The following is a 14,143-nucleotide window of genomic DNA, read 5'->3' as shown; positions in this document are numbered from 1 at the left end:
TCGGGTCTCCATGGGTGCAGCCGGGGCTGCGATGACCGCGAGATACGTCCCCCCGAGGGGCGGGAAATCGGGGATGATCCCTTAGATTGGGCGCGGCATCTCAGGGACCCTGAGAGCTCCTAGGGCGCCGACGGCGTCGAAAGCCGGTCGCGGGCGTCCTGCCGGGTGGCCACCTCGAGCTTGGCGAGGATGGCGGAGACATGCGTTTCGACGGTCTTCGGCGAAATGCGCAGCGCGCGCGAGATGTGCTTGTTGCTCAGCCCCTCGGCGAGCAGCGCGGCGATCTCCTGCTGGCGGCCGGTGAGACCCCACGCGTTTTCGCGCGCCGGACCACGTGGGCCGCGAGGCACCTGCCGGACCCCCGACTGCCGCAGCGCCCGGCGCAGGGCGGCGGCGGCCGAGGCGGCCCCGAGGTCGTCGTAGATCCGCAGCGCGGCCTGCTGGCCCTCGACGTCGCCCTCGGCGAGGGCGCGCGCCTCTTCGAACGGGCATCCTAGTTCGGCCCAAGCTTCGGCCGCTTCGCGCCACCGGCCCTGGGCCTGCAGCGCATAGGGCGCCGCGATCCAAGCCGGCGCCTCGGGTGGGGCCCCGCAGACGTGACGCCAATAGAACATCTCACCGCCCATCCACTGATGCCGGTGGCGCACCGCCAGGCTCCAGACCGCCTCGGCCTCCGACAGGCAGGTCGCGAGGTCCCCGCGTAGCCAGGCGGCCTCCGCCCTCGCCAGCCGGACCGGCGCGAGCCGCTGCAAGGTTCCCGTGAGTTCGGCCTGGGCCAGCGCATCGTCGAGGAAGGGCGCACCATCGCCGCCCAGCCGCGTCGTGGCGCGGCCGAGCGCGACCAGCGCCATCATCCGCGACACGGCCGAGACGGCGGGGGCGTCGACGACCTCTCGGGCCTGGGTGACGGCTTCCTCTAGCCTGCCCTGTCCGAGGCGGACTAGCGCCAGCCAGGCGCGCAGGTACCAGGCGTTCTGGTCGAGGTCGTGCGCCTCGGCCAGCGCGATACCCTCGACCAGGAACGGTTCGGCGTCCGCAAAGCGGTACTGTTCGCCGTACGCGCTTCCCGCGTTCACCTGCACGATCGACTCCAGGTCGGGCCGTCCTAAGGTGCGTGCGAGGTGAACGGCGTGGTCGATATGGCGACGCCCGCGCAGATCGTCGGCCACCAGCAGCGCCGTGCCCACCGTCATGTGCGCGGCCGCCAGGGTCGCCTGGTCGTCCACGGCGCCGGCCATGCTGATCGCGCGGCGTCCGAAATGCAGCGCCTGCCCGGTTTCCCGGTCCAGCATGCTGAGATGGGCTCGGATTCGCAGCACCGCGGCCAGCTGTGCAGTGTCGCCCAGGGGCTCCAGCTCGGCGATCGCGGTGCGGCAGGTGAGCTCGGCCTCCGCGTTCTGGCCGGATCGGGAATAGGGGAGGGCGAGCGCGCCGAGGCAGGCGCCGGCCTTCCGGACCTCTCCGGCCTCGCGGTAGAGGCCGTGCGCTTCCTTCAGGGCCTCGATCGCCCGGGGTTGCTGGTCGATCGCGGCCAGCGACTGCGCATAGGCCTCGAGCCGCGCGGCCCGGGTCTCGGGCGGTTGGGTCGGCGTGTGCTGGAGAAGGCCGTCGTAGAGCGCCACCGCCTGCCGGTGAGCCCCGCGACCGGCGGCCAGCCGCGCCGCGGGCGGCGCGTACTGGAGGATCGCGTCCGTCGCGCCGGCGCCGATAGCGTGTTGCGCGAGCTGGGCGGGGTCCACGCCCTCGGCCTCCTGGAGGGCGCTGAGCAGTTCCGCATGCACCTTGGCGAGCTGCGCCGGGCTCAGGGCTTCCAGCACGGCGCTGCGCGTGAGGTCGTGGCGGCAGGCGACATCGGTCTCCGACCAGCGCAGCAGACCGGCGGCCTGCGCGGCCTCGACATCCGCCGCGGCGGTGTCACCAGCCCGCGCAAGCCATGGAAACGGCAGGCGGCCGGCCACCGCGACCCATCGCACCAGGCGTTGGATGCACGGCTCCAGCCGGGCCATGCGGTCCGCGACGAGGTCTCGCACAGCACGGGGCAGCGAGGCGGTGTGCGGCTCTCGCAAGACCTCCCGGACGAAGAACGGATTTCCGTCCGTCAGCGCGTGGACCGCCGCGCCGTCGTGCGCCGTGCCGGCGGCGAGCTGCTGCACGGCCGCGACGGACAGGGGTTCGAGCCGCAGGCGCAACACCGATCGCGAGGTCGCGAGCGCCCCCAGCACGGCGCGAAGCGGATGCGCCTGGCCGAGCTCGTCGTCGCGATGGGTGACAACCACCAGGGTTGGGAGCTGCTCGATCCGCCGCCCGATGTAGCGGATGAAATCGAGGGTGAACTGGTCGGCCCAATGCCCGTCCTCGATGACGAGGAGCGAGGGCGCGAGCCGGCGCAGCTCTTCCAGCACGTCCGGCAGGCTAGGCGGGGCGTCTCCGTCGGCGAAGAGCGAAGGCAGGCCGCCGCCCAGCCCCCGCGCGACTTCCAGCAAGGGGCCGAACGCCCCCGCCACGTCCACCGGCTCGCAATGGCCCACTGCGAGCCGGCGCCGAGGCTCCTGCGCCCTGGTGAGTTCCTCGATCAACGAGGTCTTTCCCAGACCTGCCTCTCCGCTCAGCAGGACAAGCTGGCCCCGGCCTTCGCGCGCCTGGGCGGCGGCCGAGAACAGGGCGTCCAGCTCCGCAGATCTTTCGAGGATGTCCATTGCGCCGCCCGCTCCACCGGGATCATCGCGTCATGCTCGGCGGCGAGGAAGGGGTGACCGGCGAAAATCCGTGCGGCCCCACCAAGCCGCCTCGGCTATCCGCCGCCGTCCGGCCCGCTCCACTTCTGCTTCGTGCGGGCGCGGCCGGCCTCATGGCGGCTGGCCCACAGCTTCCGGTTCTCCTGGGCCGCTCGGGGATCTTCCTTGCGCCGCTCGTAGGCCAGTTCGGCCTGCAGCTTCTCGTAGGCCCGCAGACGTTCCTCCGGCAGGTCGCCAGCGGCGATGGCCGCCCGCACCGCGCAGCCCGGCTCGCGCGCATGGCTGCAGTCGCTGAAGCGGCAGTCGGCGGCCAGCGCCTCCACATCCTCGAAGGCCGTGGCGACGCCGGCTTCCGCGTCCCAGAGGCCCAGCTCGCGCATCCCCGGCGTGTCGAGGATCAGCCCGCCCGAAGGCAGCCGCACCAGTTCGCGGTGGGTGGTCGTGTGGCGGCCCCGTGCGTCGTCCTCGCGGATCTCCCCGGTGGCCATCTTCTCCTCGCCGGCAAGGGCGTTGAGCAGCGTCGACTTGCCGGCGCCGGAAGAACCCAGCAGGACGGCCGTCCGGCCAGGCGTCAGGTGCGCCGCCACCGCGTCCAGGCCGTGGCCGGTCTTGGACGAGATCGCCAGCACCGGCGCGCCGAACGCGATGGTCTGGACCTCGGCCGCGACGGCGTGCGGGTCCGGGGTCAGGTCGGCCTTGGTGAGCACGATGACCGGATCGGCGCCGCTCTCGTAGGCCGTGGCCAGGTATCGTTCGAGGCGGCGCAGGTTGAGATCGGCGTTCATCGAGGCGACCAGGAAGGCGACGTCGACATTGGCCGCCACCACCTGGGCGCCGCCGCGGGGGCCGGAAGCCTTGCGGATGAAGGCGGTGCTACGTGGCAGGACGTGGTGGACCAGGCCCATGGTCTCGCCGGGGCGCGCCTCGACGGCCACCCAGTCGCCGGCGGTCGGCCGGTCCTCGTCGGCGGCGGTCTTCATGAGCACGCCCGAGGCGCGGGCGTCGATCTCGCCATCCGGGGTCACGAGACGGTAGCCGCCGCGTTGCTGGACGACGATGCGGCCGGGGATCAGGCCCTGGGCGGCGAAAGGTTCGAAGGCGGCCTGGAACCGGTCGTTCCAGCCGTAGTCGGTGAGTGCTGTGGTCAGCAACGGAGATGTCCTTGGTGTCGGGAGCCGTGGGCCTTGAGGCCCTGTGGGCGCCGACCGCGGACCATCCCCATCGTCGGGGATGTTGGCGTTTAGCCAGCCAGCGGGGCGGCGCAGCGAGCGGCTGCGCGGGCAATGGGCGACATTACGAACCTCTCCTCTGCTGAAATGCCTCGCCGGAACGCGGCGGACCTTGGCGGGCGGCCTGCGTCGCGTCAAGAAGAGGTGAGCAGGGAGTTCCGCATGGCCGACGTCACCGTCACCAACAACACCGCCGCCAGCCGCTTCGAGGTGAACCTGGACGGCGAGACGGCCTTCGCCGAATACCGGCTGAAGCCCGGCCACATCATCCTGCCGCATACGGTGGTGCCGGACGCCTTCGCAGGGAAGGGCATCGCCGGCGCGCTGGCCGTGGCGGCGTTCGGTTACGCGCGACAAAACGGGCTGACCGTGATCCCCACCTGCCCCTTCATGTCGGCCTGGGTGAAGAAGCATCCCGAGCAGCAGGACATCGTCGATCCGTCCTGCCGGGAAACCCTCGGGATCTGACCATGGTGCAGTCCACGGCCGCGAGCGTCGACGACTGGATGGCCGAGACCGACCCGGTCCGCAAACCGGCGCTGGAGGCGGTCCGCGCCTGCGCCGTGAAGCACTTCGGCGCCGAGGCCGAGCGGATGAGCTACGGCATGCCCGCCTATGTCCGGCCGGGCGACCAGGCTCCGGTCTTCGCCTTCAACAGCCAGAAGCACTACGTCTCGCTCTACTTCTCGACGCGGGTGCATCCGATGCACGCCGAGGCCCTGGCGAAGTTGGACGCCGGCAAGAGCTGCATCCGCTTCCGCAAACCGGACCAGATCCCGCTCGACCTCGTCGATCGCCTGCTGGCCGACAGCTCCGCCCTCTCGCCGGTGGTCGCCGGCAAACTGCGCTAGTCCCACCCCAGCGCCGTTTCGCCGCGCAGGATGGCCTCGACCTCGGGGCGATGCTTCCCGCCGTCCCGGTCGTGCAGCACGAGCGCCGGCAGCAGCTTCAACGGGGCCTTGCCGGTCTTGATGGCTCTGACCAGGACCCGCTTGGCCGGCGCGTCGGCGAACGGATGGATCGGCCGGATCTGGAACGATCCCGCCTTGGGCGCCAACAGCCCCAAGAGATCGGCCAGCCGGTCTGCGCGATGGATCACCGTGATGGTCCCGCCTTCGCGCACCGCCTTGCCTAGGAACTCGGTCCAGGCCATCAGCCCTTCGTCGGCCATCCAGGCCGCCGCCTTCTCCGGCGCGGGGCCGCGGAGTGCGGCCGGATCATCGAAGAAGGGCGGGTTGGCGAGGGCGGCGTCGAAGGTCGGCAGTCCGAGGGCCTTGAAGCGCTGCGCCACGTCGCCCGCCACGGCCGTCACCCGCGCCGACAGTCCGTTCAGCAGGATGTTCTCCTGGGCCAGGGCCAAGGCCTGGGCCTCGCGTTCGACCCCTACGAAGGTCGTATCCGGCCGTCGCGTGGCGGCGGCCAGCATCGCCGCGCCCGGTCCGCAGCCGGCTTCGATCACCCGTTCGCCCGGCTTCGCGTCGCAGGCCGCCGCCAGCAGCGCCGCGTCCAGACCCGCCCGATAGCCCCGCGCCGGTTGCCGCAAACGGATACGGCCGTTCAGCAAGCGGTCTTCAGTGGGGGCATCCATCCGGCGGGCCTTGGTGTAGAAGGAGACTGAACGAGTTCGGTCGTCTCGCTTGACCGTGCCCTGTCGCGTCACCATTGTCCCGGCGAATGGCGGACGGTCGGGGGCCGACCGCTTGGTTGATACAGGAATAGTCCTCCCTTGGAAGCCGCTCAGGCTATCGCCGCTCCCCCGTCCCTGGACCTGCTGCTGAAGCTCGCGGGGCCCGACATGCGCGCGGTGGACGCCCTGATCCGCGAGCACATGGACAGCCCGGTGCCGGTGATCCCGGCGCTGGCCGACCACCTCATCGCGGGCTCGGCCAAGCGCCTGCGGCCGCTCTTGACCATCGCGGCGGCCCGGCTCTGCGGCGCGCGGGACGACGCCTGCCTCAAGCTGGCGGCCGCGGTGGAGTTCATCCACACGGCCACTCTGTTGCACGACGACGTGGTGGACTCGTCCCAGCTGCGCCGCGGCCGGGTGGCCGCCCACCTGATCTGGGGCGCCCCGGCCAGCGTGCTGGTCGGCGACTTCCTGTTCGCCCGCTCGTTCGAGTTGATGGTCGGCGCAGGCTCGATGCCGGCGCTGGAGGTCCTGGCCCGCGCCAGCCGGGTGATCTCCGAGGGCGAGGTGCTGCAGCTCACGCGCAGCCACGATCTCGACCTCTCCCAAGACGTCTACATCGAGATCATCAAGGCCAAGACGGCTGAGCTGTTCGCCGCCGCCGCCGAGGCCGGCGCTATTTCGGCTGGCGCGCCGCCGGAACGCTGCCGGGCGCTGCGCAAGTTCGGCCAGGATCTGGGCCTCGCCTTCCAGCTCATCGACGACGCCCTGGACTATTCCGGCGACGCCGAGACCCTGGGCAAGAATCCGGGCGACGACTTCCGGGAAGGCAAGGTCACCCTGCCGCTCCTGCTGGCCATGCGCCGCACCAGCGCCTCGGAACGCGATTTCTGGGTCCGCACGGTGGATCGGCGCGAGCAGGAGGAGGGCGACCTCGATCACGCCCGCGACCTGATGCGCGAGACAGGGGCCCTGGATGACACCCTGGCGCTGGCCGCGCGCTATGCGGACACCGCCAAGGCCGCCATCGCTGACTACGGCTCGAACAGCTGGCGACCGGCGTTGCAGGATCTCGCCGACTTCGCGGTGATGCGGCGGGCTTAACCTAGCTAAGGGCTGGGAACCCCTCCGGCCGCCGCGCGCTCCTTCGCGTCCGAGGGAGCCATTTGATGTTTGCTGCGCAACGCCTGGCCCGTGTGGGCCTCTTCTCGCCCGAGTTTCCCGATGCCGAAGCCATGCACCGGGGCCTCGCGCACTGGAACCATCGCCGCCTGGCGATCCAAACCCCGTCGCCCGACTGGTCGGTCAACCTGAACAACGACTTCCGGATGATGCGGATCGAGGGCGCCTTCATCGAAGGCTTCCGCGCCGACCTTGCGCCGCTGGTCGCCGACGTCCCGACGCACCCGGAAGGCTTCATCGCCTGGTTCGAGGATCTGAAGCTGTCCGGACCCGGCCAGTACGACCAGCTTTTCGCCTGGCTGGAAACCGGGGCGAGCCTGGAGCAGATCAAGTGGTTCCTAACTCAGGAGGCCGCCGGCGAGGCGGGTTTCGACGATCTGGTCGCCATGACCCAGGTGAAGCTGCCCGCCCGACCCAAGCTGGAACTGGCCCGCAACTACTGGGACGAGATGGGGCGCGGCAAGGAAGGCGGGATGCACGGCCCAATGCTGGACCGCACCGTCGAGGGTCTGGGGCTCACCCCCAGCATCGACGGCACCCTGTGGCAATCTCTCGCGCTGGCCAACACCATGACGGCCTTCGCGACCACGCGACGCTATGTCTACCATTCGATCGGCGCGCTGGGCGTGGTCGAGCTGACCGCTCCGACCCGTGTGGCCTGCGTCGACGAGGGCCTGAAGCGGCTCGGCGTCGCGCCCGAGCAGCGCAAGTACTTCGCCCTCCATGCGCACCTCGACGTCGAGCACTCGAAGGCCTGGAACGCCGAGGCGCTGATCCCGCTGGTGGAAGCCGACCCGTCCTGCGCCCGGTTCATCGCTGAGGGCGCCATGATGCGCCTGATCTGCGGTGAACAGTGCTTCGAGGCCTATCGCGCGCACCTCTGGGCGCACGCCCATCCGGTGGTCTACGCGGCGGAGTAGTCAGGCCTCGTTGAACGGGAAGGGGAGGGGTCCGGACCGGAAGAGGATGACCGGGTTCTCGTCGTAGTCCCCCAGTTCGGTGTCGGCGGTGGCCGAGAACGCGACCACGGCCGGGCGCAGCGGGCCCAGACGTTCGGCCTTGCGCCGCGCCTCCTCGGCGGTCTTGCAGCCAACCTGTTGCTCCGCCTTCAGCGACTTGCCCCGGCCGGCGACGTAGGACTGGATGATGTAGACTGTTTCCTTGGCCATGTACCTTCACGCGCCGGTTCGGTGGCAGGGTCAATGTCAGTCGTCAGGCCACGCCCCTCCACGCCAGCCCGTGGGGCAGGTCATCCACAGCGAAATCCACTTGCAGGACTCTGCGGCGGCCGGGCCGCGCGGCCCGGTCGGACGCGTGAAGGATCGGCGTCGAATAGGCCCAGACGTCGCCCGGCTCGGCCAGGCATACGACCGCCAGGGCGCGAAGGCGTTCCAGGCCTGTCGCGTCGAACAGCCCTGGGAGGTGCAAGGCCCCGTCACGCGCGAACGCCGTGAGATCCAAGGGCTCAGCCCGGGCTGATCATCTTCTCCGGCCGCACCCACTCGTCGAACTCCTCGTTCGTGAGGTAGCCGCCGCCGACCGCTTCTTCGCGGAGCGTGGTGCCGTTCTTGTGGGCCGCCTTGGCGATCTTGGCGCAGTTGTCGTAGCCCAGCTTGCCGTTGAGGGCGGTGACCAGCATCAGCGAACGTTCGAGGTTGGCCTTGATGTTGTCCTCGCGGGCCTCGGTCCCGGCCACCATGTTGTCGGTGAAGCTGACCGCGCCGTCCGCGAGCAGACGGCACGACTGCAGGAAGTTGTAGGCCATCACCGGGTTGAAGACGTTCAGCTCGAAGTGGCCCTGGCTGCCGGCGAACGCCATCGCCGTCTGGTTGCCCATGATGTGGGCGCAGACCATGGTCAGGGCCTCGGCCTGGGTGGGGTTCACCTTGCCGGGCATGATCGAGGAGCCGGGCTCGTTCTCGGGCAGGGCCAGTTCGCCCAGGCCGGCGCGCGGGCCCGAGCCCAGGAAGCGCAGGTCGTTGGCGATCTTGAACAGGGCGCCGGCCGCGGCCGTCAGGGCGCCGTGGCTGAAGACCATGGCGTCATGGGCCGCCAGCGCCTCGAACTTGTTGGGCGCGGTCACGAACGGCAGCTTGGTGATGCCGGCGATCTTCTCGGCCACCTTCTCGGCGAAGCCTATCGGCGCGTTCAGGCCGGTGCCGACGGCGGTGCCGCCCTGGGCCAGTTCATAGAGGCCGTAGAGCGTCTCCTTGATCCGGCGCACCGACATGGCGACCTGGTGCGAATAGCCGCCGAACTCCTGGCCTAGCGTGAGCGGCGTGGCGTCCTGGGTGTGGGTTCGTCCGATCTTGATGATGTGGGCGAACTCGTCGGACTTCTTCTTCAGGGCCGCATGCAGATGCTCCAGCGCCGGCATCACCGAGCGGGCCACCTCCTCGGCGGCGGCGATGTGCATGGCCGTCGGATAGGTGTCGTTCGACGATTGGCTCATGTTGACGTGGTCGTTCGGGTGGACGGGCTTCTTCGACCCCATCACGCCGCCCATCATCTCGATGGCGCGGTTCGAGATCACCTCGTTGGCGTTCATGTTCGACTGGGTGCCGGACCCGGTCTGCCAGACCACCAGCGGGAAGTGATCGTCGAGCTTGCCGTCGATCACCTCCTGGGCGGCGGCGACGATGTACCTGGCGATCTCAGGGTCGAGCTTGCCGAGCTCCAGGTTGGCCTCTGCAGCGGCGCGCTTGACCACGCCCAGGGCGCGGATCACCGGCTTGGGCTGCTTTTCCCAGCCGATCTTGAAGTTGCCCAAGCTGCGCTGGGTCTGAGCGCCCCAGTAACGGTCGGAGGCCACCTCGATCGGGCCGAAGGTGTCGGTCTCGGTGCGGGTCGCGCTCATCGAAAGTCCCCAGGGCTGAAAGGCGGCCCACCGTTTACCGCCGCGGCGCGAGACTGCAAGGCCGCGCGCCGCTATGAGGGCGGCGATGAGCGACTGGACCCAGCACGGCAAGGTGCGCGCCCGCGAGGCCGATGGCCTGCTTGAGGTGAGCGTCGACGGCCTCACAACCCAGGCGAAGTACTACAAGCCGCTGATCTACGAGTTCTTCCGCAAGGCCTGGCGCGGGTCGCGTCCAGCCTGGGGCGAATACGCGGTGGAGATCGCCATGGAATATGTTGGCGAGCCGCCGTGGCTCGACCTCGACAACCTGGCCAAGGCGCTGCTGGACGCGATCAAGGGCTACGCCTTCCACGACGACGCCCAGGTGGCGCGGCTGCTCGTCGAGCGAAAGCCGGGCGAGCGCGAGCGCATCACCATCCAGGTGCGGAAGCTATCCTAGAGCGCGGACGACAGGTTCGCCGAACGTGTTCCGAAAAATGAAAAGCCGGCCGCGCCCGGGGAGGTGGGCGCGGCCGGCGTTTCATGCCGACCTCTTCGGGAGAGGGCGGTCAGCGGTACTGCTGCAGCCGCGTGGTGCGGAGGCCGGCCATGCCGTGGCGCTCGATCGAGCGCTGCCAGGACAGGAACTCGTCGTTGGTCAGCGAGTAGCGTTCGAGCGCCTCCTCCAGGGTGATCAGCCCGCCGCGAACAGCGGCGACCACCTCGGCCTTGCGGCGGATCACCCACCGGCCGGTGTTCGGCGGCGGAAGATCGTTCTTGGTCAGGGGCGCACCCGTCGGCCCGATCACATAGGCCTCGCCGCGGCTGTTCGTGCGCGTTTGTTGTTGTTGAAGCATGGGCTTTCTAGCGCCTCACCATCACTGTTCGACGGGAAGCATACCCAGCGGCTCTTACCAGCCGCTGAATCGCCTTAGTAAAGAAACCACTAACCATCGTCTCCCCCGTGTACCATTTTAATACAGTTGAGTTGAGGCAGAAGTTTCCAGTTCGGTTAACCGTCAGGTTTAGCGCTTGATGTTGATAAGTTCTTCCAGCATCTGGTCTGCAGTCGTGATGATCTTCGAAGAAGCTGAATAGGCTTTCTGGGTTTGGATCAGGCCCGTGAACTCAGCGGACAGGTCGACCGTCGAAGCTTCGAGGCTCGAGGGCGAGATCTTCCCCGCGCCGCCCACGCCGGCGTTCTTGATCACCAGCTCACCGGCTTCGCGCGTCGGCCGGTAGGCGTTGCCGCTGACCGTGGCCAGGCCGTCCGGGTTCGAGAACGTGCCGATGCCGACCTTGGCCACCTTGCGGATCTGGTTGTTGTCGTAGACGGCCGAAACGATGCCGTCCTCGTCCACCTCGATCGCCACCACGTTGCCGGCGCCCGCGCCGTTCTGGGTGATCTGGGTCGTGGAACTCGGCTCGTCGTACTGGGTGGTCTTGCTGAGATCGAGCGCGATGGTCTGGGCCGGCAGACCCAGGGCCGCGGCCCAGGTGAGGGTCGCGTTGTAGGCGCTGGCCGAGCCGCCGTTGATCTGGTTGATCGAGCCGTCGGTGTTGAACGTCACCGGCACCGTCGCCATCGGCGTCACGGTGGAGTCGGCCGCGGGCACGGTGGCCACGTTCATGGTCCAGTTGTTGACCGTCGTCTGGGTGAAGGTCAGCCGCAGGGTGTGGCGGCCGCCGGCCGCGTCGACGATGTTCACGTCGATCGGGTCGGGCGCGGTTGCGTTGACCTTGTCGAGGTTGGCCGTGATGCCGATCGTGGTGGTCGGCGAGACCGCCGCGCCCAGGTTCTTCACGTTGATCGACTGCATGGCGGTGAGGTCGGACGGGGGCGTGACGAAGGTGCCATTCGACTGGACGGGCCAGCCCTGCAGGTAGAGCTTGCTGTCGTTCACCAGGTATCCGTCGGCGTCGACGCTGAACGAGCCTTGGCGGGTGAACGCTCGCGCGTCGGCGGCCGTCAAGGGCGCGCCCTTGCTGGTCACCACGAAGAAGCCGTCGCCCGAGATGGCGAGGTCGGTGGACGAGCCCGACGCCTGGATCAGGCCCTGGGTGCTGACGAACTGCCGCGTCACCCCCTGCACGCCGCCGGCCGAATACTTGCCGGAAACCGCCTGGGCGGTGACCACGTTGGCGAAGTTCACCTGGTTGCGCTTGTAGGCGACCGTGTTGACGTTCGCGATGTTGTCCGAGATGGCCGCGAGGGCCGACGAGTTGGCGACGAGGCCAGAGACGCCGGCGAGCAGGGCTGAATTGATGGACATGACTGAGTTCCGTTCTCCTGAAGCGGATGCGCGTGCTGCGCCGGGCCGGCCCCTTAGGCCGCCGCTGGAGACGACGTTTTGTCGTCCGAGTTGTTGGTTGAGCCGTCACCCGTCTTGTCCGCGTCTGCGGTCTCGGTGGGTTCTTCCGGCTGGCGGATGCTGACGAGCTTGTCCCAGGAGACGAGCGCGCCGTTGATGGTGAGGAAGGTCGAGCCGTCCTGCTGTTCGACCCCGGTGACCTTGCCGTCCATGTAGATCGACGAGGTGACGGCGGAGCCCTGACTGTCCTTGGCGGTGATCTTCAGGGTGTAGGTCCCGTCCGCCACGTCGGCGCCGCCGGTGGCCTTGCCGTCCCAGGTCAGCTTGTGTTCGCCCGCTTTGTTGTTCTCGGAGGGCGTCATCGTGCGGACCACGCGGCCCTTCTCGTCCAGGATCTCCATCTTCACGTCGGAGGCGTCCCGGTCGAGCTTGTAGGTCCACTCGGCCTTGCCGCCCTTGAGCGTGGCGACGTCGGTCTCGGCGCGGACGTCCTTGCCGATCAGGCTGACGGCGGTGGAGACGCCCGAGCCCGTGTTCGACACGAGCTTGGTCAGCAGGTCGTTGGTGAGGAGTTGCTGCTCCACGCCCGTCATCTGCACCAGCTGCTGGGTGAACTGGGTCGAGTCCATGGGCGACAGCGGATCCTGGTTCTTCAGCTGCGTGGTGAGCAGCGTCAGGAACGTGTCGAAGTTCTCAGCCAGGCGGGTGCGGCCCGCGTTGGCGGCGCCGGCATTGGTGCCATTGATTGCGTCGACGGCCATGGCGTCAGATCCTCACGTCGAGGCCGGCGTTCACACCCCGGCGTAGGCGCAGGGCGCCCTGGTTGGCGGCGTCGGCCGCGTCGCCTGCGGTCTCGAGCGCGGCGCGGAAGGCCTGGCCCCGGAAGGCCCGGCTCGTCTCGCCCTGGTCCTGCCAGGCTTGGTTCTGCTGCTGCTGTTGCTGGCCGCGATCCTGCGCGACGTCGAACGACATCCCGCCCGTGATGTCGAAGCCCGCCTGCTCGAGGGCCCGCTGCAGGTCCGCAGCCCGCGCCTTCACGTCGGCGGCGGCTTGCGGGTTGTCGAACACCATGCCGGCGGTGATCCGTCCCTGGGCGCCGATCTCGATACGCACGTCCACCTTGCCGAGGCCATGCGGGTCGAGTTCGACGTCGAAACGGGTGGTCTTGCCTTCCAGCTTCTTGAGGATCTGGGCGGCGAGGTTGGCCACCGTCTCAGGCGATCCGCGCACGACGTGCGCGGCCTGAGCGGCGGCCGGTGTCGCGGCTTGGCTCGCGGCCCGGGTTTCACCCTGGACGGCGGCGTCGGGAGACTCCGGCGCGGCCTTGGTGTCTTCGGGTTTCGCGTCGGCGGCCTCGACCGCGGCGTCGGACGGCTTGGCGGCCCCCTGCGCGGGCTTCACGCCCGCAGGCTTGTCGGAGGCCTCGAGCGGCTTGTTCACGTCGGAGGCCGGCGCGGACGCTTCGGCCGCCGACCTCGCGCGCTCGGCCTTGGTCGGCTTGGCGGGCGCCGCCGTGGCCGGCGCGACCTCGGCCCGCGCGGGGAGCGTCGCGGCCGTGATCGCGGGCGGGATCGGCTCGAGCGGCGCGGGTTCGACGGGCGCGTGAGCGAGGACCGGGGCGGGCGGCGCGTCCGGCGTCTCGATAGCTTGGGTGGCGGGCGTCGGAGGCGCGGCGCTTGTGGCGGCCGGCGCCGGCGCGGCTGGCTTCGCGCTCGGTGTGGGCGCGGGTTCCGGCGGGGCGGGCGGCGACGTGGTCTCGACGGCGGCCTGGGCTTCCTCGCCGGCGTCCGCTGCGAGTTCGGCCTTCTCCGCCAGTCCGGCCTTGGGGTTGGCGTTGACGATCGCGGGCGCGGCGGGGGCGCCCTTCGCCTTGTCGCGGCCCCAGGCCGGGGGGGTAGCGGCGGTGTTGTCCTTGGGCGCGGTGACCTGGGTCTCTGCGGTGGCCGGCTGGGCCGCCAACAGGCTGGCGGCGAGCGCGACGGCGGCGTCGCCCACGGTGGGCTGGCCGTCGGAGGCCTCCGGCGCCGCTTCCGGCGTGGGATCCGCCTCGTCGTCGCTGTCGACGACGGCGGCCAGGGCGTCCGGGTTGGCGGGCATGCCGGTCGCCGGCGCATTCAGCGTTCCAGCGGCGCCGGGGTCGGCCTGCGGAAACAGCGCGCCGAGCAGGGCCTCGAAGCCGGCCAACGCACCGCTCCCGCCAGCCGCTTTGGCGCCGGGGCCCG

15 protein-coding genes are annotated in these 14,143 nt (G+C 69.8%); 5 read left to right on the top strand and 10 right to left on the bottom strand.

Annotated features, from left to right (window positions below):
- Positions 1-119 precede the first annotated feature (119 nt).
- Together ACODSY_RS24870 and rsgA are read right to left on the bottom strand one after the other, a co-directional pair.
- Positions 120-2,696, bottom strand: a complete 2,577-nt coding sequence (locus tag ACODSY_RS24870) for an ATP-binding protein (RefSeq protein ID WP_488954592.1) — start codon at positions 2,694-2,696, stop codon at positions 120-122.
- A gap of 95 nt (positions 2,697-2,791) precedes the next feature.
- Positions 2,792-3,886, bottom strand: a complete 1,095-nt coding sequence (rsgA, locus tag ACODSY_RS24865) for a ribosome small subunit-dependent GTPase A (RefSeq protein ID WP_488954591.1) — start codon at positions 3,884-3,886, stop codon at positions 2,792-2,794.
- Positions 3,887-4,126: 240 nt separating this feature from the next.
- On the opposite strand from rsgA, the gene ACODSY_RS24860 reads away from it, so the two are divergent.
- Together ACODSY_RS24860 and ACODSY_RS24855 are read left to right on the top strand one after the other, a co-directional pair.
- Complete coding sequence (locus tag ACODSY_RS24860; protein WP_488954590.1) at positions 4,127-4,432, top strand: GNAT family N-acetyltransferase; 306 nt, start codon at positions 4,127-4,129, stop codon at positions 4,430-4,432.
- A 2-nt stretch (positions 4,433-4,434) separates the two neighbouring features.
- Complete coding sequence (locus ACODSY_RS24855) at positions 4,435-4,815, top strand: iron chaperone (protein ID WP_488954589.1); 381 nt, start codon at positions 4,435-4,437, stop codon at positions 4,813-4,815.
- Here the strand turns inward: ACODSY_RS24855 and ACODSY_RS24850 are convergent.
- Entirely contained in the window at positions 4,812-5,552 is a 741-nt protein-coding gene (locus ACODSY_RS24850) for a tRNA1(Val) (adenine(37)-N6)-methyltransferase (RefSeq protein WP_488954588.1), read from the bottom strand. The genes ACODSY_RS24855 and ACODSY_RS24850 overlap by 4 nt on opposite strands.
- A gap of 174 nt (positions 5,553-5,726) precedes the next feature.
- Between ACODSY_RS24850 and ACODSY_RS24845 the strand changes: the two genes are divergently transcribed.
- Positions 5,727-6,695 carry a polyprenyl synthetase family protein gene (locus ACODSY_RS24845; protein WP_488954624.1) on the top strand — a complete coding sequence of 323 codons (969 nt, stop codon included), beginning with the start codon at positions 5,727-5,729 and terminating at the stop codon, positions 6,693-6,695.
- 65 nt (positions 6,696-6,760) lie between these two features.
- Complete coding sequence (locus ACODSY_RS24840; RefSeq protein WP_488954587.1) at positions 6,761-7,693, top strand: iron-containing redox enzyme family protein; 933 nt, start codon at positions 6,761-6,763, stop codon at positions 7,691-7,693.
- Here the strand turns inward: ACODSY_RS24840 and ACODSY_RS24835 are convergent, their stop codons facing one another.
- From ACODSY_RS24835 to fumC, 3 genes are read right to left on the bottom strand one after another with little or no spacing between them, the layout of a single operon-like run.
- Positions 7,694-7,942 (bottom strand): hypothetical protein, encoded by a 249-nt coding sequence (locus tag ACODSY_RS24835; protein ID WP_488954586.1) that lies wholly within the window; start codon positions 7,940-7,942, stop codon positions 7,694-7,696.
- Between the two features lie 43 nt (positions 7,943-7,985).
- Positions 7,986-8,234: a hypothetical protein gene (locus tag ACODSY_RS24830; RefSeq protein WP_488954585.1), complete on the bottom strand. Its 249-nt coding sequence runs from the start codon at positions 8,232-8,234 to the stop codon at positions 7,986-7,988.
- A gap of 4 nt (positions 8,235-8,238) precedes the next feature.
- The gene (fumC, locus tag ACODSY_RS24825; protein ID WP_488954584.1) at positions 8,239-9,630 is read right to left on the bottom strand and encodes a class II fumarate hydratase; all 1,392 of its coding nucleotides are present in this window, start codon (positions 9,628-9,630) and stop codon (positions 8,239-8,241) included.
- A 73-nt stretch (positions 9,631-9,703) separates the two neighbouring features.
- On the opposite strand from fumC, the gene ACODSY_RS24820 reads away from it, so the two are divergent.
- Complete coding sequence (locus tag ACODSY_RS24820) at positions 9,704-10,069, top strand: RusA family crossover junction endodeoxyribonuclease (protein ID WP_488954583.1); 366 nt, start codon at positions 9,704-9,706, stop codon at positions 10,067-10,069.
- Between the two features lie 109 nt (positions 10,070-10,178).
- Here the strand turns inward: ACODSY_RS24820 and sciP are convergent, their stop codons facing one another.
- The 4 genes from sciP to ACODSY_RS24800 all read right to left on the bottom strand — a co-directional run.
- Positions 10,179-10,466, bottom strand: a complete 288-nt coding sequence (gene sciP, locus ACODSY_RS24815) for a CtrA inhibitor SciP (RefSeq protein WP_068877195.1) — start codon at positions 10,464-10,466, stop codon at positions 10,179-10,181.
- A gap of 168 nt (positions 10,467-10,634) precedes the next feature.
- On the bottom strand, positions 10,635-11,882 hold the full coding sequence (locus ACODSY_RS24810) for a flagellar hook protein FlgE (protein ID WP_488954582.1): 1,248 nt from the start codon (positions 11,880-11,882) through the stop codon (positions 10,635-10,637).
- Positions 11,883-11,935: 53 nt separating this feature from the next.
- Complete coding sequence (locus ACODSY_RS24805) at positions 11,936-12,682, bottom strand: flagellar hook assembly protein FlgD (RefSeq protein ID WP_488954581.1); 747 nt, start codon at positions 12,680-12,682, stop codon at positions 11,936-11,938.
- A 4-nt stretch (positions 12,683-12,686) separates the two neighbouring features.
- On the bottom strand, positions 12,687-14,143 hold a 1,457-nt coding region (locus ACODSY_RS24800; protein WP_488954580.1), incomplete at its 5' end, for a flagellar hook-length control protein FliK.

Source organism: Phenylobacterium sp. FG114, assembly GCF_057809855.1.
This window is presented reverse-complemented; position numbering and strand designations above follow the sequence as displayed.